The 17883-nt window shown below is 67.6% G+C and carries 17 protein-coding genes and 1 pseudogene; 7 read left to right on the top strand and 11 right to left on the bottom strand.

Annotated features, from left to right (window positions below):
• Both hflC and AC13CR_RS17930 read left to right on the top strand, forming a co-directional pair.
• A pseudogene (gene hflC / locus AC13CR_RS17935) lies at positions 1–966 on the top strand (protease modulator HflC); the annotation flags it as partial.
• Positions 967–1730: 764 nt separating this feature from the next.
• Positions 1731–3320, top strand: coding sequence for a Do family serine endopeptidase (locus AC13CR_RS17930; RefSeq protein WP_446232620.1), 1590 nt, complete (start codon positions 1731–1733; stop codon positions 3318–3320).
• 108 nt (positions 3321–3428) lie between these two features.
• Here the strand turns inward: AC13CR_RS17930 and AC13CR_RS17925 are convergent, their stop codons facing one another.
• Genes AC13CR_RS17925 through AC13CR_RS17910 form a run of 4 tightly spaced genes read right to left on the bottom strand, consistent with a single transcriptional unit; the run spans position 3429 to position 7407 of the window.
• Positions 3429–4757 carry an HlyC/CorC family transporter gene (locus AC13CR_RS17925; protein ID WP_292952553.1) on the bottom strand — a complete coding sequence of 443 codons (1329 nt, stop codon included), beginning with the start codon at positions 4755–4757 and terminating at the stop codon, positions 3429–3431.
• On the bottom strand, positions 4738–5739 hold the full coding sequence (locus AC13CR_RS17920) for a tyrosine recombinase (RefSeq protein ID WP_446233529.1): 1002 nt from the start codon (positions 5737–5739) through the stop codon (positions 4738–4740). The genes AC13CR_RS17925 and AC13CR_RS17920 overlap by 20 nt, the downstream gene beginning before the upstream one ends.
• Entirely contained in the window at positions 5736–7274 is a 1539-nt protein-coding gene (locus tag AC13CR_RS17915) for a hypothetical protein (RefSeq protein WP_292952559.1), read from the bottom strand. Before AC13CR_RS17915 ends, AC13CR_RS17920 begins: the two co-directional genes overlap by 4 nt.
• Positions 7267–7407, bottom strand: a complete 141-nt coding sequence (locus AC13CR_RS17910) for a hypothetical protein (RefSeq protein ID WP_292952562.1) — start codon at positions 7405–7407, stop codon at positions 7267–7269. Before AC13CR_RS17910 ends, AC13CR_RS17915 begins: the two co-directional genes overlap by 8 nt.
• 128 nt (positions 7408–7535) lie before the next feature.
• Here AC13CR_RS17910 and AC13CR_RS17905 point away from each other — a divergent pair, with 128 nt between their 5' ends.
• Together AC13CR_RS17905 and aroB are read left to right on the top strand one after the other, a co-directional pair.
• Positions 7536–8087 (top strand): shikimate kinase, encoded by a 552-nt coding sequence (locus AC13CR_RS17905; protein WP_292952565.1) that lies wholly within the window; start codon positions 7536–7538, stop codon positions 8085–8087.
• Positions 8084–9205, top strand: coding sequence for a 3-dehydroquinate synthase (gene aroB / locus AC13CR_RS17900; protein WP_482900929.1), 1122 nt, complete (start codon positions 8084–8086; stop codon positions 9203–9205). Before AC13CR_RS17905 ends, aroB begins: the two co-directional genes overlap by 4 nt.
• An 87-nt stretch (positions 9206–9292) precedes the next feature.
• Here the strand turns inward: aroB and AC13CR_RS17895 are convergent, their stop codons facing one another.
• Together AC13CR_RS17895 and ssb are read right to left on the bottom strand one after the other, a co-directional pair.
• Entirely contained in the window at positions 9293–10339 is a 1047-nt protein-coding gene (locus AC13CR_RS17895) for a Leu/Phe/Val dehydrogenase (RefSeq protein ID WP_293766539.1), read from the bottom strand.
• A gap of 228 nt (positions 10340–10567) precedes the next feature.
• Entirely contained in the window at positions 10568–11050 is a 483-nt protein-coding gene (gene ssb, locus AC13CR_RS17890; protein WP_292952574.1) for a single-stranded DNA-binding protein, read from the bottom strand.
• A gap of 184 nt (positions 11051–11234) precedes the next feature.
• On the opposite strand from ssb, the gene AC13CR_RS17885 reads away from it, so the two are divergent.
• Entirely contained in the window at positions 11235–11858 is a 624-nt protein-coding gene (locus AC13CR_RS17885; RefSeq protein WP_446232193.1) for a lytic transglycosylase domain-containing protein, read from the top strand.
• Here the strand turns inward: AC13CR_RS17885 and AC13CR_RS17880 are convergent, their stop codons facing one another.
• The 4 genes from AC13CR_RS17880 to scpA all read right to left on the bottom strand — a co-directional run bounded on the left by AC13CR_RS17880 (position 11859) and on the right by scpA (position 16462).
• Positions 11859–12197, bottom strand: coding sequence for a DUF6665 family protein (locus AC13CR_RS17880; protein WP_292952577.1), 339 nt, complete (start codon positions 12195–12197; stop codon positions 11859–11861). It abuts the gene before it with no gap.
• Positions 12198–12273: 76 nt separating this feature from the next.
• Positions 12274–13563, bottom strand: a complete 1290-nt coding sequence (locus AC13CR_RS17875) for a homoserine dehydrogenase (RefSeq protein WP_292977953.1) — start codon at positions 13561–13563, stop codon at positions 12274–12276.
• Positions 13564–13675: 112 nt separating this feature from the next.
• Positions 13676–14197, bottom strand: a complete 522-nt coding sequence (locus AC13CR_RS17870) for a hypothetical protein (protein WP_292952584.1) — start codon at positions 14195–14197, stop codon at positions 13676–13678.
• Between the two features lie 129 nt (positions 14198–14326).
• Positions 14327–16462, bottom strand: a complete 2136-nt coding sequence (gene scpA, locus AC13CR_RS17865) for a methylmalonyl-CoA mutase (RefSeq protein WP_482900928.1) — start codon at positions 16460–16462, stop codon at positions 14327–14329.
• Positions 16463–16519: 57 nt separating this feature from the next.
• On the opposite strand from scpA, the gene AC13CR_RS17860 reads away from it, so the two are divergent.
• Positions 16520–17038 carry a DUF4174 domain-containing protein gene (locus AC13CR_RS17860; RefSeq protein ID WP_292952590.1) on the top strand — a complete coding sequence of 173 codons (519 nt, stop codon included), beginning with the start codon at positions 16520–16522 and terminating at the stop codon, positions 17036–17038.
• A gap of 51 nt (positions 17039–17089) precedes the next feature.
• A complete protein-coding gene (locus AC13CR_RS17855) occupies positions 17090–17290 on the top strand; it encodes a hypothetical protein (protein WP_482900927.1) in 201 nt (66 codons plus the stop codon).
• Here AC13CR_RS17855 and AC13CR_RS17850 read toward each other — a convergent pair.
• Positions 17238–17858: a hypothetical protein gene (locus AC13CR_RS17850; RefSeq protein ID WP_292952596.1), complete on the bottom strand. Its 621-nt coding sequence runs from the start codon at positions 17856–17858 to the stop codon at positions 17238–17240. The two genes, AC13CR_RS17855 and AC13CR_RS17850, sit on opposite strands and share 53 nt — an antisense overlap.
• Between the last annotated feature and the right edge of the window lie 25 nt (positions 17859–17883).

The following is a 17883-nucleotide window of genomic DNA, read 5'->3' as shown; positions in this document are numbered from 1 at the left end:
CTGACCATTTCCGCGCTGGCGATCCCCGCGCTGATCGTCGTGGGCGTCGTGGCCATGTCCTCGATCTTCATTGTCGACGAACGCGAGAAGGCGCTGGTGCTGCGCCTTGGCCGGGTCGTCGATGTGCAAGAGCAGCCCGGCCTTGGCGTCAAGGTGCCGTTCCTCGACAACGTCGCGAAATACGACGATCGTATCCTGGGCCTGCCCACCTCGCCGCTGGAGGTGACACCGCTGGACGATCGGCGGCTGGTCGTCGACGCCTTCGCTCGCTGGCGGATCACCGACCCGGTGCGCTTCCGGCAGGCCGTCGGCACCGGCGGCATCCAGACCGCCCTTGGCCGGCTGGAGCCGATCGTCAACACCGCCATCCGCGAGGTTCTGGGTTCGGTTCCCTCGACCAGCGTGCTGTCGGATGACCGGACCGGGCTGATGAACCAGATCCGCGACGAGGCGCGCAACAATTCGACCGGCCTTGGCGTCGAGATCATCGACGTGCGCCTGACCCGGACCGATCTGCCCGAACAGAACCTGACCGCGACCTATGCCCGGATGCGGGCGGAACGTCAGCGCGAGGCGGCGGACGAGATTGCCCGTGGTGGAGAGGCCGCGCAGCGCATCCGCGCGGCTGCCGACCGGACCGTGGTCGAGCTGACCTCCGAAGCCCAGAAGCGCGCCTCGATCGTTCGCGGCGAGGCGGATGCGGAACGCAACGCAATCTATGCCGACGCGTTCGGCCGCGATCCGGAATTCTTTGCCTTCACGCGCTCGATGACCTCCTATGAACGCGCGCTGAAGGGCCAGAACAGCAGCATGGTGATCCAGCCCGACGGCGAGTTCTTCAGCTATCTGCGCGACGATGGCGCAAGCCGGGCCAATCCCGCCCCGGTGGCCACGCCGCCCGGTTCCTCGGCGCAAAGCAATGCCGCGCGCGGTGCCGATGGCGCAGCGACGACTGAGGAAGAGGATCTGGTGACGCCGACCGTGACCGACCGCGAAGGCAAGCCCCTGGGCGAAAGCGCGGGCGTCAAGCTGACACCGGTTCCCGAAAGCCTGGCCACCCCGCCCGAAAGGCCGTCCGAGGTGGTCCGCCCCATGACCGGGGGCTCGGCGACCGCCGATCAGCCCGCTGGCCAGACAGCGGCGCCCGAAACGACCCCGGGGGCTGGTGACGCTTCCGCCGGCGGGGCCGGGCAATCGTCTCAACCGCAGACGCCGGCACCCGCCGCGGCACCCGCCGAACAGACGCCCGCCGCCGATCCGGCGCCCGAGGCTGGCGGCAGTTCCGATACAGCGCGGCCCCGGAACGGAACCGCGGGGGACACGACCGGCGGCAATTGAGGCCGGGTGGCGGCGACAGAGAAGGACGGGGCGGATGCCGTGCGGCATTCGCCCTTTTTTCGTTTCCGCTCGACGCCGGTCCCGGATCCCCCTTCGCGTTCCCGCCGCGCGTGCCGCGCGGCTTCGCGCCCAGCGGCAGCGACCGGACCGGGCAGCGCCCGGTCCGTTTCCTTCCCCGGCATGGCGCCACGGATTTCTGGTATCATCGGCAGAATCGGTGCAGGATTGCGCGGATGGAACGGGGACGCGGGATGTTGAAACAAATGTCACGATCAGTTCACTTTGCGAGAGCGTGGTTTATTTGCAACTCGGAGGCGGATCCCGTTTGTATTCAGTCGAGTTCCGGGACGGCCTCGCCCCGGCGCAGTGATTGAATCAAGAGGACATCCATAATGAAAACGCCTTCCCCCAAGCATCTTCTGACCGCCTCTGCCCTGGCGCTGACCATAGGCCTTGGCGTGGCCGGCGCGCAGCAGAGCAACTCCGACGTCTCGCCGCAAGTCAGCCAGCAGGCGCAGGAAGCGGCGAACAACAACAAGCCTCTGGACACGACGGTTTCGCCGCAGCAATCGTCGCAGATGATGCCCGGCGGCTTTGCCGATCTGGTCGAGAAGGTCGCCCCCGCCGTCGTCAACATCACCACGACCTCGGTCGTGACCCAGCCGGCCGGCGGGCCGACCTTTCCCGAAGGCAGCCCGTTTTCCGAACTTTTCCGCGATTTCGGCTTTCAGGGCCAGCCTAGCGAACCCGGCCAGCCCGGGCAGCACGGTCAGCCGCGCCGGCAGATGCCGCAGCGATCGAATTCACTGGGTTCGGGCTTCGTGATTTCCGCCGACGGCTTCATCGTGACCAACAACCACGTCATCGACGGCGCCGACGAGATCGAGATCGAGCTATATTCCGGCAAGACCTTGCCCGCCAAGGTGGTGGGGACCGATCCCAATACCGACCTGGCGCTGCTGAAGGTGAACAGCGACAGCGCGCTGCCCTTCGTGAAGTTCGGCGATTCCGACAAGGCCCGCGTGGGCGACTGGGTCATGGCCCTCGGCAACCCGCTGGGGCAGGGGTTCTCGGCCTCGACCGGGATCGTCTCGGCGCGGAATCGCGAATTGTCGGGCACCTATGACGATTTTCTCCAGACCGACGCGGCGATCAACCGGGGCAATTCCGGGGGTCCGCTGTTCAACATGGATGGCGAGGTCATTGGCGTGAACACCGCGATCCTGTCGCCCAACGGCGGCTCGATCGGGATCGGTTTCTCGATGGCTTCCAACGTGGTCAGCGAAGTCATTAACCAGCTTCAGGAATATGGCGAGACCCGTCGCGGCTGGCTGGGCGTCAAGATCCAGGACGTGACCCCAGACATGGCCGAGGCGCTTGGACTGAAGGCCGATCGCGGTGCGATGGTCACCGATGTGCCTGACGGGCCGGCCAAGGATGCCGGGATGAAGGCAGGCGACGTGATCACCAGCTTCGACGGTCAGCCGGTCGAGGATACGCGCGGCTTGGTCAAGCGCGTGGCCGAGGCGCCGTCGGGCCAGGCGGTCGAGGTCGTCGTCCAGCGCGGCGACGGCGAGAAGACCCTGTCGGTGACGCTGGGTCGGCGCGAGACCGCCGTGGGCGGCAACAACGCCGATGGCGGCGCGACGCCGGACCAGGGTGGCAATCAGGAAATGCTGGGAATGAGCCTGGTGCCCCTGACGCCCGAAATCGCATCCCAGCTTGGCGCCGATCCCAGCACCAAGGGTTTGCTGATCGAGGCACTCGATCCCGAAGGCGTTGCCGCCGACAAGGGACTGGCCGCCGGTGACGTCATCACCGAGGCCAGCCAGCAGCCGGTCGCCAGCATCGCCGATCTGAAGGCCCGGATCGATGACGCCCGCAAGGCCGGCCGGAAATCCGTGCTGGTGCTGATCCGCCGCGAGGGCGAGCCCCGTTTTGTCGCCCTGCCGATCGGAGACGCGAAAAGCGACAGCCAGTAAGGCGGCTGAAAGAATTGCAAGGGGGCGGTCGGGCGGGCCGCCCCTTTCGCGTTTCGGGCGGTGGCGCCGACAGACGGCCCGGAAACGGCGCCACGGGCAAGGCCCGGCCTACTCCTTGGTGGCCGCGCCGTTGGCCAGTGGGCGGATGCGCAGGCGGGTGATGCGGTTTTCGCGACGGGTGACGACCTCGAACCGGTAGCCGTGGAACGAAAAGACCTGGCCCTGTTCCGGAATCGATTGCGCCATGTGGATGACCAGACCCGCGACGGTATTGGCCTCGTCATCGGGCAGGTTCCAGTCCAGTTGGCGGTTCAGGTCGCGGATGGTCATGCCGCCATCCACCGTGTAATCGCCCTGCGCATTGGGCGTCAGGGTCTGGTCGGCCTCGGTGTCGTGTTCATCCGCGATCTCGCCCACGATTTCTTCCAGGATATCCTCCAGCGTGATCAGGCCGCGCAGGGTGCCATATTCGTCCACGACCAGCGCAAAATGCGTGCGGCGCTTCAGGAATTCGCGCATCTGTTCGTCCAGCGCCGTGGTGTCGGGGATGAAATAGGGCTGCATCGCCACCGCCATGACGTCGAAGTTCCGCGCCGCCGCCGCGTCCCCGGCCTCGCGCACGGCGCGGTTGACGGCGCGCAGCAGATCCTTGGCATGGACCACGCCCACCACGTTCTCGCGTTCGGTCTTGTAGACCGGCAGCCGCGTGTGCGGGCTGGCCAGCACCCGGTCCAGGATTTCGCTGGGGGCCAGTTCGGCGTCGATCATCTGGATCTGCGAGCGGTGCAGCATGATCTCTTCGACGGTGCGGTTGCCCAGATCCAGCGCGCCCAGCAGCCGGTCGCGATCCTCTTTCTGAACTGCGCCCGCGGCGTGGCCGATGGACAGGGCGCCGGCGATTTCCTCTTGCACCGAAAACATGTGGGATCCGGGATCGGTCTTCAGCCCGAAAGCAGACAGGATGCCGCGCACGATCATGCGCACGATGGCCACGATGGGCGACAGGGCCCGCGTGACCCAGCGGATCGGCCGGGCGACCCGGCTGGCAAGCGTCTCGGGGCCGGAGATCGCGTAGGTCTTGGGCATCACCTCGGCGAAGATCAGCACCAGGACCGTCATCACCAGCGTGGCAATGGCGACGCCGCTGGATCCCAGAAGCCGCGTGAACATGGCCGTGGCGAGGCTGGCCGAGAGGATGTTGACGACATTGTTGCCCAGAAGGATCGCGCCGATCAGCTTTTCGCTGTCCTCGGTCACGTTCAGCGCGGCGATCGCGCCCGCATCGCCGCGATCGGCGCGCGAGCGAAGCTTGGACCGGCTGGCGGCCGTCAGCGCGGTCTCGGATCCCGAGAAGAAGGCGGACAGGGCCAGCAGGACCACGATGGCGGCGGCGGTCAGCCAGATGGCGGCGTCGAAACTAATCGGAGGGTCGTCCATGGTCCTGTCGGTCCTGGTTGGCGGGAAGGGAGTCGTCCGGCGCCGGAACGCCGGCCAGCGGATGATGGTTCAGCACCAGATCGCGCATCCGCTCGTCCAGCACATGGGTATAGATTTCGGTGGTGCCCAGATCGGCATGGCCCAGAAGGGACTGGATGCTGCGCAGATCGGCGCCACCCTCCAGCAGATGGGTGGCAAAGGCATGGCGGATCACATGCGGCGTCACGCGGGACGGATCGACGCCCGCCCGGGCAGCCATGTCGTTCAGGATGCGCCCAAGGCCCTGCCTCGGCAGATGACCGGCGGCGCCGGGGGCGGGAAACAGCCAGCGCGCGCCTTTGTCGGCAATCGCCCGGCCCAGCGGGCTGGACCTGTCGGCCCGATCGCGGATCCGCAGCCATTCCGCAAGCGCCGTCCTGGCCGGTCCGGTCAGCGGGACCATGCGTTCCTTGCCGCCCTTGCCCCGGATCAGCAGCACGGCAGGATCGCCCCGGCAGGACGCGACCGGCAGCGCGACCAGTTCACTGACGCGCATTCCGGTGGCATAGAGCAGCTCGATCAGGCACCGGTTGCGGGTCCGATCAGTCCGGGTCCGGCCGATCTCGGGGGCGACCCGAAGCATGGCCTCGATCTCGGCCCGGTCCAGCGTCGCGGGCAGGCGGTGGGCGCGGCCGGGACCGGTGATGCGGATGGCCGGGTCGTCCTGGCGCCAACCCTCTTCCAGGGCAAAGCGGGTGAACTGGCGGATCGAGGACAGCCGCCTTGCGCGCGTGGCCCGCGACAGGCCCTGGGCGTCGCAATGGGCGAGATAGCTTTCGATCGTTTCGCGACCCAGTAGCGCCAGAGAGGATTCGCGCCGGGCCAGCCAGTCGGACAGATCGCGCAGATCGCGGCCATAGGCCAGCAGCGTATTGCGCGCGGCCCCGGCTTCGGCGGCCTGGGCGTCCAGAAAGGCCGAGATGGCGCGGTAATCGGGCGTCATTGCGGCGCTTTCGTCATCACCGGCAGCAGCGAAAGCTGCGCGGCGGCAAGATCGGCATCCGCCTCGAGGCCCAGTCCGCGCAAGACCGCCAGCCCGCGCCCGGCGCGGGCCAGATCACCATCAAGTCCGGCATCGATATCGGCCATCGCGGCCAGCAGCGCCTCGCCGCGCCGTTGGGCCGGAGGCGGGGTCTGACCGCTTAGAAGCACGGGATCGGTCGGCAGTGGCGTCGCGGCGGGCAGGCCTTGCCATTGGCGCAGCCAGCTCGCGACCTCGCCCGCGCGGCCTTCCAGGTTCGGCGGCAATTCGTCGGCCACCATCGCGGCCAGCACATCCGCCATGCCGGCCGCGCGGAACTGATCGAAGGCCGCCGGCAGGGCGGCGGCGGGATCGCCCTGTGCCAGGGCCGCCTCAAGCGTGCGCATGGCCCCGGCGCGTTCCCAGACCCCGCCCGAAGCCGGGGGTTTCTGTTCGGCATAGATCGCGCGCAGACGACCGGGGTCGATGGCGCCGATCCGGGCCAGACGCTCGGCCGCTTCCAGGCGCGTCTTCCAGCCATTATTGGCGCGCAGGTCGGACTGGGCGAAGGCGATGGGCAGGCCCAGGCTGGGCAGCGGCTGGCCGATCGCCTCGAAGATGCGGAAATTCAGCGGCGTCATCGGCTGCGACGGTTCCAGCACCTCGCCGCTATCGACGAAGGTATCGTCAAGGAAATGCTGCATCAGCAGCGCCTGATCGGCGGAAATCAGACGCAGGCGTTCGGCCCCGCTCAGGCTGATCGCGGCGGCGGCCCAGTCGCCGGTCTGGGCCAGGCAGAAGATGCGCGCGGCAAAGCTGGGCGCGATGCCGGGCGTGGTGTTCATGATGTCGCAGGCGCGGCTCTCGTCGCCCTCGAGCAGCGCGATATCGAACAGGCGGCGAAAGATCTGCGGATCGCCCGCGCCCGTCGCCATCAGCAGCGCCTGGGCCCGGTCCAGCGCGCCCATGTCCAGCAATCTGTCGGCCCGCGCCAGCAGCAGTTGCCCGCTTTCCACGGCAGCCGGGCCGGCACCGGTATCGGCACCGCTATCGGTATCGGCCGGAGCATCGGCGGGCCCGGGGATCGGCGGCGGCAATTGCGCGGTCAGCAGGCGCAGCATCAGCGCGGTCATCGCCGGCAGGCGCGCGGGCGTCTGTCGGATCGGATCCAGCAGATCGGCCGTCGCGCTGCCCTGCCACAGATCGGCGGGCAGACCCGCGCGGCGCGGCGATTGCGTGCCCGCCGCATCCGGATCGCCATGGCCAAGCCGCGTCACCTGAACCTGCCCGACCGAGCCGGAAGGGGCCACCGGGCGCGGATTTCCGGCCGCGCCTTCCACACCGGGCGGCGGTTTCTGCCCCGGCCGCCAGGACGAACTTTCGCGCGGCGGCGCCTTCAGGCTGCCCGACAGCCAGTCGCTTGCCGACAGGGGCTGTTGCTGGGCGGCGGCAGGCAGGCCCAGCATCAGCGCCAGGGTCGCGCCGCGCATCAGGCGAAAGGAAAGGTCTCTAGTCACCGGAACCGCCCATGGTCGGGATCGGTTTGCGGACTTCCTGTCGGTCGGCCTGCATGTCGCCGAAATAGGCGTAACCGACCAGCCCGAACAGAGCCGCCAGAATCAGCACCACCAGAACCTTGATCAACCGCATCGAATCTTGCCTCGCTCGCCGTGAAATTTCGTGTCTTTCGGCCGGTCTTTCGCCCGCTCGGCCTGAATATATATGGCAATTTCCGAAAGATCACGCCATTCAGTCAGCCCAGAACAGGGGAGACGGGAATGGCGCAGCGTCTGGGTCGGCATATTCTGCTGATCGGCATGATGGGGGCGGGCAAAACCGCCGTGGGCCATGAACTGGCCCGCCGTCTGCGCGTGCCCTTCACCGATTCCGATACCGAGATCGAGGCCGCCGCGGCGATGACCATCTCGGAAATCTTCGCCCGCGACGGCGAGGCCTTCTTCCGCGACCGCGAATCACAGGTCATCGCGCGAATCCTGGGTCAGGGACCGGGCGTGATCTCGACCGGGGGCGGGGCCTGGATGCAGGCGCGCAATCGCGAGATGATCCGCCGGCGGGCCATGTCGGTCTGGCTGAATTGCGATCTGGAGATCCTGTGGCATCGGGTGCGGCAACGCGCGACCCGGCCGTTGTTGCAGACCGCCGATCCCAAGGGCACGCTGGAGCATCTGCTGGCGCAGCGCGCACCGGTCTATGCGATGGCGGACCTGGACTTTCGGGTCCGCTCGGGCGACAGCATCGAACAATCCGCGACCCGGCTGTTGCAGGCGATCCGCCACGCCGATGCCGACCTTTTGCAGGAGACGAAATGACTGTCGCCGAAGACCCTGTTGCCGTTCATGTGCCGCTGGGCGCGCGTGCCTACGAGGTGCGCATCGGTGCGGGTCTGATCAGACGCGCGGGGGCCGAGATCGCGCCGCTGCTGATCCGCCCGCGTCTGGCCGTCGTCACCGACGAAAATGTCGCGCGACTGCACCTGGCGACGTTTCGCGACGCGCTCTCGGCGGCGGGCATCGCCTGCGAGGCGCTGGTGCTGCCGGCGGGCGAGGGCACCAAAAGCTGGCCGCACCTGACCCGCGTGGTGGAATGGCTGCTGGAAAACCGGATCGAACGACGCGATATGGTGGTCGCGTTCGGCGGCGGCGTGATCGGCGATCTGGTGGGTTTCGCGGCCGCGATCCTTCGGCGCGGAGTGCGCTTCGTCCAGGTCCCGACGTCGTTGCTGGCGCAGGTCGACAGCAGTGTCGGCGGCAAGACCGGTATCAACTCCGCCCATGGCAAGAACCTGATCGGCGCCTTCCACCAGCCGGCGCTGGTCTTGGCCGATATCGCGCTGCTGGACAGCCTGGAGACGCGCGATTTTCTGGCCGGCTATGGCGAGGTGGCGAAATACGGGCTGCTGGGGGACGCGGATTTCTTCGCCTGGCTCGAAAAGAATGCGTCGCGGCTGCGATCCGATCCGGCGGCACGGCAACACGCGGTGGCCCATTCGGTGGCGATGAAGGCCGCCATCGTCAGCCGCGACGAGACCGAGCAGGGTGAGCGCGCGCTTTTGAACCTGGGCCACACCTTCGGACACGCGCTGGAAGCCGCGACCGGATATTCCGGCCGGTTGCTGCATGGCGAGGGGGTGGCGATCGGCTGCGCGTTGGCCTTCGATCTGTCGGCGCGGATGGGGCTGTGCAGCCAGGAGGCGCCATCGCGGGTGGCCCAGCATCTGCGGCAGATGGGGATGCCCGCGCGCCTGTCGGACATTCCGGGCGATCTGCCCGATGATGCGGCGCTGGTCGCGCTGATGGGGCAGGACAAGAAGGTGCTGGACGGGCGGCTTCGCTTTGTCCTGGCCCGCGATATCGGCGCGGCTTTCGTCTGCGACCAGGTTCCGGGCGATCTGCTGCGCCAATTGTTGCGCGAATCCCGCGACGGGTAGTGGGGGCGCCGGTCCCGACGGCGAAACGGCGGGCACGGTCGGCAAGCCGGGGGGCGAAGCCGCGCCAGCCTGCGCCGGGACGCGGCGTCAGACGACTTCGCGGCCCGCCAGGATCGCCCGCACCATGTCATCGGCAAGATCGGTCGTGGTGCGATCCTCGGCCTCGGCGCGTTGCAGCAGCGTCTGCATCCGCCCGGCGATGGCCTCAAGGCGGGACTGCCGCCAGGCGTCGTCCTGTCCGTGGATTTCGCTGGCGACGCTGATGATCCCGCCGGCATTGACGACGTAGTCGGGCAGATAGACGACGCCGCGCCGGTGCAGTCGGGCCGCGATGCCGGGCGTCGCAAGCTGGTTGTTGGCCGCGCCGCAGATCAGCCGCGCTTGCAGCCTGTCGGCGGCATCCGGCGTCAGCACGCCGCCCAGGGCGCAGGGCGCAAGGATCTCGGCCGGCTGATCGAAGACCGCGCCCGCCGCGCAGATCCGGGCCCCCAGCCGCTTGCCGGCATCGGCCAGCGCCGGTGCGTGGATGTCGGTGACGATCAGGTCCGCGCCTGCCCGATGCAGTTTTTCGGCCAGAGACAGCCCGACATGACCCAGCCCCTGGACCAGCACCCGGCGCCCGGCCAGATCGTCGCTGCCAAAGACGTGCCGCGCGCCGACCCGAAGACAGCGGAACACACCCTCGGCTGTCCAGGGCGAGGGATCGCCCGAGCCCTGCGACAATCCGACGGCATAGCGCGTCTCTTGCGCGGCCAGGGCCATGTCGTCGGGCGACACGCCGACGTCTTCTGCGGTATAGTAGAGGCCGCCCAGGGTCTCGACCGCGCGGCCGAAGGCACGCATCATCGCAGGTGACTTGTCGCGTCGCGCGTCGCCGATGATGACCGCCTTGCCGCCGCCCAGCCCCAGCCCGGCCATCGCGTTCTTCGATGTCATCCCGGCCGCGAGCCGCGTCACATCAGCGATCGCCTCGGCATCACTGGCATAGGGCCACATCCGGCAGCCTCCGGCCGCGGGGCCCAGCACCGTCGAATGAAGACAGATCAGCGCCCGCAGACCGGCCTCGGGCGCCTCGGCCAGGACCAGCCTCTCGAAGCCCCGGGGCGGGTCCAGATCCCGTGTCGTGACATCCATGTTCGGTTCCTCCCATCTCGCGCGATCCCGGATGACGGATCGACATGGACGGTCAGAAACGCCGCGAAAGACGGTATTGCAAGCCAGGGATCATCTGCAAAGATCGTGGCCGGAACGCGCAATTTGCAAAAGGCCGGATTGGCGAGCCGCGCAACCTTCGCGCCGGCGGCCGGACATGACAACGGTCGGCCCGAAGGGACCGCCCGGCCGATTCGCCCTGTTCCGGTCTCAGAACGGGATTTCGTCGTCGTAGTCGCTGCGCCCGCCGCCGGCCGAAGGGGCGCTGTCGCCGCCGCCGCCCGAATAGCCGCCGCCGCGACCTTCGTCATAGCCGCCGCCGCCCGCGCCGCCGCCTTCGCCGCGTCCATCCAGCATCTGCAAGGTGCCGTTGAACCCGCGCAGGACGATTTCGGTCGTGTAGCGGTCCTGCCCGGACTGGTCCTGCCATTTGCGGGTTTCCAGCTGGCCCTCGATATAGACCTTGCTGCCCTTCTTCAGGAACCGCTCGACCACGCCGACCAGCCCTTCGGACATGATCGCGACCGAATGCCATTCGGTCTTTTCCCGGCGCTCGCCGCTGTTGCGGTCCTTCCATTGTTCCGAGGTGGCGATGCGGAGGTTCGCCACCTTGCCGCCGTTCTGGAAGGTGCGGATCTCGGGATCGCGGCCCAGATTGCCGATCAGGATGACCTTGTTGACGCTGCCTGCCATGACGCGGATTCCCTGCTTTCGTGTCGCTTCGACATCGGTCTATCCAGCCCGCGGCCTCAGTGCAATCGGCGAGTTCCCGCCGACCGCGTTCGGGCCCGGAACCGTCGGGGTGCCGCGGCTGGCGGAAAGGGCGGTTTGCTGTATAGTCGCCGGAAAAGCCAAGAACATGAACGAGGGCGAAGGCATGAGGATCATCTCAAGCATGAAGGCGGGGCTGTGCGCGCTGCTGATGACGGCGCTCGCGGTTCCGGTTTCGGCCGAGGGCCTGCGCCTGTCGGGCAGTTCCTCGAAGTCGCGGGCCGAACAATTCGCGCGCCAGACGCGGCTGATGGATTCGCGACTGGCCGGTCAGTATCAGGAATCGGCGCGGCTTCAGCCCGGCGGCAAGGATCGCGGTATCGCCGACATCCAGTTGTCCAACCGTATCCCGGCCTATCGTGGCAGAAGCAGCGACTATATCCCCCATGCCCGCGCGGCGGCCCGCAAATATGGTGTGCCCGAGGATCTTTTCCTGCGTCTCGTGCAGCAGGAATCGGGCTGGAACCCGCGCGCCCGCTCGCGCAAGGGGGCGACCGGGTTGGCGCAGCTGATGCCCGGCACGGCGGCCAAACTGGGGGTGAATCCGCTTGATCCGGTGCAGAATCTGCAAGGCGGGGCACGCTATCTGCGCATGATGTACAACCAGTTCGGCAATTGGCGGCTGGCGCTTGCGGCCTATAATGCCGGGCCGGCGGCGGTGGCGAAGTATAACGGCGTGCCGCCCTATCGCGAGACGATGAATTACGTCCGCGTCATCGCGGGAAGCTGATCACCGCCGGGGATCGGGTCCGCATTTCGACGGAGCGGCCCCCATGCGCAGCAGCACCGAGCGCGGAATCCGGTATTGCCGCGCGACCGAGGGCCAGTCGCGCAGGCCCGCCATTTCGCGCGTGACCATGAATTCCCACGCGGCGCGGGCCGCGGGCTCGATCAGGTTTTCCCGGCCTGCATCGTCGCAGTCTTCCAGCGCCGCCAGCGCGCGCTCGAGCCGTCTGCCCGCCATGCCCAGGGACGAGGCGCGTTCGGCCCGAAATTCGTCCTCGATCAGGCTTTGCTGATCGCGGCCGCGGGCGCTGGCCCAGTCGAGGCGGAGGAAAAGGTCCGACATGGATTTCGTTCCCGGAACTGCCGCCATCCAGCCTAGCGCGCTGCGGCCCAGGTGCAAGGGGGCCGGTCCGGTTTGCTCAGACTTCCTCGATCCGCAGTTCCACGGGGTCGCTGACAAGCACGCCGGTGCGCGGCAGTGCTTCGATCGCGTAGTCGATGGCCTCGGGCGTCGTCTTGTGGGTTACGACCAGCACCGGCACGCTGCTGTCGCTGTGCTGGCCGTATTGACGCATCCGGTCGATCGAGATTCCGGCATCGCCGAGAACCGTCGCCACCTTGGCCAGCGCGCCGGGCTTGTCCTGCAATTCCAGCCGCATGTAATAGGCCGCGGGCACCGCCGTGCGGGCGGGCTTGGCCCGTTGCAGCGCGGCGGCGGGCTGGCCGAAGACCGGCATCCGGACACCGCGCGCGATCTCGACCACGTCGGACAGGACCGCGCTGGCGGTCGGGCCTTCGCCGGCACCGGCGCCGCGCAGAACGATCTGGCCGACGCTGTCGCCCTCGACCACGACCATGTTGGTGCCGCCCATCAACTGGCCCAGCGGGCTTTCCGCCGGCACCAGGCAGGGCGCCATGCGCTGTTCCAGGCCGCGCGGCGTCATCTGCGCCACGCCCAGCAGCTTGATGCGATAGCCCATGTCGGCCGCGCGGCGGATGTCGTCGATGCTGACGCGCTCGATTCCCTCGATCTCGACGGCGCCGAAATCGATCCGGGTGCCGAAAGCGATCGAGGACAGGATGGCCAGCTTGTGGCTGGCGTCGATGCCGCCCACGTCCAGCGTCGGATCGGCCTCCAGATAGCCCAGTTGCCGGGCCTCTTCGAAGACCGCCTCGTAGGGCAGGCCCGCGCTTTCCATCCGGGTCAGGATGTAGTTGCAGGTGCCGTTCATGACGCCCATCACCCGGCGCAGTTCGTTGCCGGCCAGCGATTCCGTCACCGCCTTGATGACCGGAATGCCGCCCGCGACCGCCGCCTCGAAGCGGATCACCCGACCCAGGCTTTCGGCCAGTTCCGCCAGCGCCTGCCCGTGGACGGCCAGCAGCGCCTTGTTGGCGGTGACGACATCCTTGCCCGCGCGCAGCGCCGCCTCGATGCTGTCTCTGGCGACGCCATTCTCGCCACCGACCAGTTCGACATAAACGTCCACGTCATCGGCGGTCGCGACGGCATTGGGGTCGTCCTCCCAGCGATAGGCCGACAGATCGGCGTCGCGGTTCTTCATCCGGTCGCGCGCGCTGACCGCGGTGATCGTCACCGCCCGGCCGGTCCGGCGGCCCAGCAGTTCGGCATGTTTCTGCACGATCTTGACGACACCGATCCCGACGGTGCCCAGCCCGGCAATGCCCAGGCGCAGGGGGGACGACATGGAAGCCTCTTGTTGTCGCGATTTCGCGGCGTGTTAGCGCGGCAGGGGCGGCGTTGCAACGCGGGAAAGCCGTTATCACCGCACGCCGGCCGGCGTGGATCGCGACAGGGCCTCAATCCTCGTCCCGATGGCCGGCCCATTCGCCGTCGATTCCGGTCGCGCGCATGATCGACACGATCCGCCGCGCGGCCTGCAGCGTCGCGGCATGGATGTCGCGGACATCCTGCGGATTCATGTCGTCCGGATAGCGTTCGCCGCGCGTGTTGATGAAGGTGGGATGCCAGTAGCCCGGCCGATCGCCGGGCCGCCAGGAGGCATGGCACAGCAGGTTCCGCCGCAGCCGAAGCTCGCTCAGCGTCCCGGCCAGCGCCTGCCTGTCCTCGATCCCGGCGCGGTTCGTCGCGGCGACGAAACTGTCGATCAGCGTGCCCAGCGAATCGTCGGCGATCTCTTCCATCCGCCGCAGCCATTTCTCCAGCGCGCTTTCGGTCGCATCCTCGCCCAGTCCCTGGCGTGTCAACGAGAAGATCGCCCGTTTCAGCGCCTCTTCCAGAAAGCCGAAGCCCGAGACGGCGTGGCCGATGGCCAGGGCCATCTCGTCGGATAATCGATCGGGCGCGCGGGGCAGGCTCATGCGCCCGTTCTAGCGGGGCCGGCGGGGGCTGTCTGCCCCCTCCCTGCGGCGGAAAGAAAGCCTGCCGTGGCGCCGCCGGCAGCGGCGGGGGCGGGCGGTTCTTGGGCCGCCGGCCGTCGCGGGGCGCATTCAGGCGGCACGGGCCGCGCGGATCAGGCGCAGGATATCGGCGGCGGCGGCGGGGATGTTGGTGCCGGGACCGAAGATCGCCTTGACCCCGGCATTCTTCAGGAAATCGTAATCCTGCTGCGGGATGACCCCGCCGCAGACCACCAGGATATCGCCCGCGCCCTGTGCCTTCAGCGCCTCGATCAGTCTGGGTGCCAGCGTCTTGTGGCCCGCGGCCTGGGATGAAATGCCCACCACGTGCACGTCATTGTCCACTGCGTCCTGGGCCGCCTCTTCCGGGGTCTGGAACAGGGGGCCGACATCGACATCGAAGCCGATATCAGCGAAGGCGGTGGCGATCACCTTGGCGCCACGGTCATGTCCGTCCTGACCCATCTTGACGACCAGCATGCGCGGGCGCCGGCCCTCTTGTTCGGCGAAGGTTTCCACGTCTTGCTGGATCGCGGCGAAACCTTCGTCACCCTCGTAGGCCGCGCCATAGACCCCGGCCAGCATCTTCACCTCGGCGCGATGGCGCCCGAATTCCTTTTCCATGGCCATGCTGATTTCCCCCACCGTGGCTCTGGCGCGGGCGGCCTCGATGGCGGCCGCCAGCAGATTGCCGCTGCCGGCCGCGCGACGCGTCACCTCGGCCAGCGCCGCGTCGCAGGCCGCCTGATCGCGGCTGGCGCGGATCCGTTCCAGCCGCGCGATCTGGCTGTCGCGGACCTTCACGTTGTCCACATCCAGAATCTCGATCGGATCCTCGCGATCCTTGCGGTATTTGTTCACACCCACGATCACGTCCTCGCCCCGGTCGATCAGCGCCTGACGCCGGGCGGCGGTTTCCTCGATCCGCAGCTTGGGCATGCCGGATGCGACGGCCCTGGTCATGCCGCCCATTTCCTCGACCTCCTCGATCAGCGCCCAGGCCTTTCGGGCCAGTTCCGCAGTGAGGCTTTCGACATAGTAGCTGCCGGCCAGCGGATCGACGACATGGGTGATGCCGGTTTCCTCCTGCAGGACAAGCTGCGTGTTCCGCGCGATCCGGGCGCTGAAATCGGTGGGCAGGGCGATGGCCTCGTCCAGCGCGTTGGTATGCAGCGACTGCGTGCCGCCCAACGCCGCCGACATTGCCTCATAGGCCGTGCGGACCACGTTGTTGTAGGGATCCTGTTCCTGAAGGCTGACGCCCGAAGTCTGGCAATGCGTGCGCAGCATCAGGCTGCTGTCCTTCTTCGCCCCGAATTCCGACATGATACGATGCCACAGCAGACGCGCGGCGCGCAGCTTGGCGATCTCCATGAAGAAGTTCATTCCGATGGCGAAGAAGAAGGACAGCCGGCCGGCGAACTTGTCGACATCCATCCCGGCCGACAGGGCCGCGCGGACGTATTCGCGCCCGTCGGCCAGCGTATAGGCCAGTTCCTGCACCAGGTTCGCGCCGGCCTCTTGCATGTGATAGCCGGAAATCGAGATGCTGTTGAAGCGCGGCATTTCGTCTGCGGTATATTCGATGATGTCCGCGATGATCCGCATCGAGGGTTCGGGCGGATAGATATAGGTGTTCCGCACCATGAATTCCTTCAGGATGTCGTTCTGGATGGTGCCGGACAGCGCGGATTTGTCATGGCCCTGTTCCTCGCCCGCGACGATGAAGCTGGCCAGGATCGGGATCACCGCGCCGTTCATCGTCATCGACACGCTGACCTGATCCAGCGGGATGCCATCGAACAGGATCTTCATGTCCTCGACCGAATCGATGGCCACGCCCGCCTTGCCGACATCGCCCTCGACGCGGGGATGGTCGCTGTCATAGCCGCGGTGGGTGGCCAGATCGAAGGCGACCGATACGCCCTGCTGGCCAGCCGCCAGATTGCGGCGATAGAAGGCGTTCGATTCCTCGGCCGTGGAAAAGCCCGCATATTGCCGGATCGTCCAGGGCCGTCCCGCATACATCGTCGCACGCGGGCCGCGGGTGAAGGGCGCGATCCCCGGCAGGCTGCCCATATGCGGCAAATTCGCCGTATCGGCCTGGGTATAAAGCGGCTTGACCGGAATTCCCTCCAGCGTGTCCCAGACCAGTTCGTCGGGGTCGCGGCCCTTCAATTCCTTCTCGGCCAGCCTGCGCCAGGCTTCCAGCGTCGGTTTTGTCATGATGCGTCCTTTCCCCGGCCGGGTCCGTGCTTATATTCAGCACAGGACGAGGTGCCGATGAAGTTGAAATTCCTGATCTTTGCGACCCTGCTGGCGGCGATGGGCCCGGCGCGCGAAGCGCCGCCCCAGGCGGTGCCGCAGCCGGATCCGCCCGCGCCGATGAGTCCCGAAGAGATGCCGGACAGCGCGCCGGCCCCGGCAGCGGCGGCCGAGCTGATCGAACGCGACGCGGCCCAGGTCTCGCCGGGGGATTTCCGGTGGAAATCGCGCCCGGTCGTGATCTTTGCCGACACGGCCGAGGATCCGGCCTTTCGCGAGCAGATACAAGCCCTGCGCCGCCGGCCGGGGATGCTGCTGGACCGCGACGTGATCGTCGTGACCGATACCGATCCGGGTGCCAACGGAGAATGGCGCCGGCTGCTGCGTCCGCGCGGCTTCTCGCTGGTGGTGATGGACAAGGACGGACAGGTCAAGCTGCGCAAGCCCTTTCCCTGGGACGTGCGCGAAATCAGCCGCGCCATCGACAAGTTCCCCTTGCGTCTGCAGGAAATCGGCCGGACGGGCATGTCGCCCTGATTGCAATCGCGCCCGGAACGCCCCATATTGAGACGGCAAAGGGAGACGATGATGGCTGATCCGAAACGCATCCGCACCAGGCGTCCGGCCGCCGCGCCGGCCGAGCCACGCGACACCCCGTCCCGCCCGATCCGACCCCGTGTCATGGACAAGGATCTGCGGGCGGCCCGTTCCGCACTGATCGAGGAAGCCGAACGGATCATGGGCGTCGCCCCGATTCTTGGCCGGACCGGACCGCGTCCGGGTTACTGACGGCTGCGGGCATGTCGCCGCGCCCGGTTCCGTCAACGTCCTTGGCGATCGCGATCATCGCGTCCTCGCCCAGGTCCAGCGCCTCCAGCCTGAAATTGATATAATCACGATACAGATCCGCCGCGCGTTCGGGCCCGATCAGGTCCACGTCCAGCACCCGCAGATCGTCGATGGCCGCGCCGATCACGTCCAGTTGCCGGTAATACAGCACGATCGGGTCGATCGTGTCGCGCGGCAGGACGTGAATTTCGGCGATGATGGCACGGAAGATGGCGTCGTTCGATTCGGTCGGGATGGTCGGAAAAAAACCGGGATTGTCCTCGATCCGCCGGGCGATGGTTTCGCCGTAGGTTTCCAGATCCTCGCGCCGCAAGGCCGCCACATTCGCCCGGATCTCGGCGAACAGCGCGCGTTGGACATCGCGGACGCGGTTTTCACGCAGCTTGGCATCGCGCCTGCGGTTCTGAAGCGCCACGACCCACCAGCCGATGGCCAGAAACAGCCCGGCGATGACCGCCTGCTGCCCCTGCGGACTGAGATAGGGATCCAGCGGCGGTATCGGCGTCATCGGAAGGAACCGGCTTGCGCCGCCG

This window comes from Paracoccus sp. L-17, from assembly GCF_056857655.1.
The sequence above is the reverse complement of the archived record's forward strand: the minus strand, read 5'-3'. Positions and strand labels throughout refer to the sequence as shown.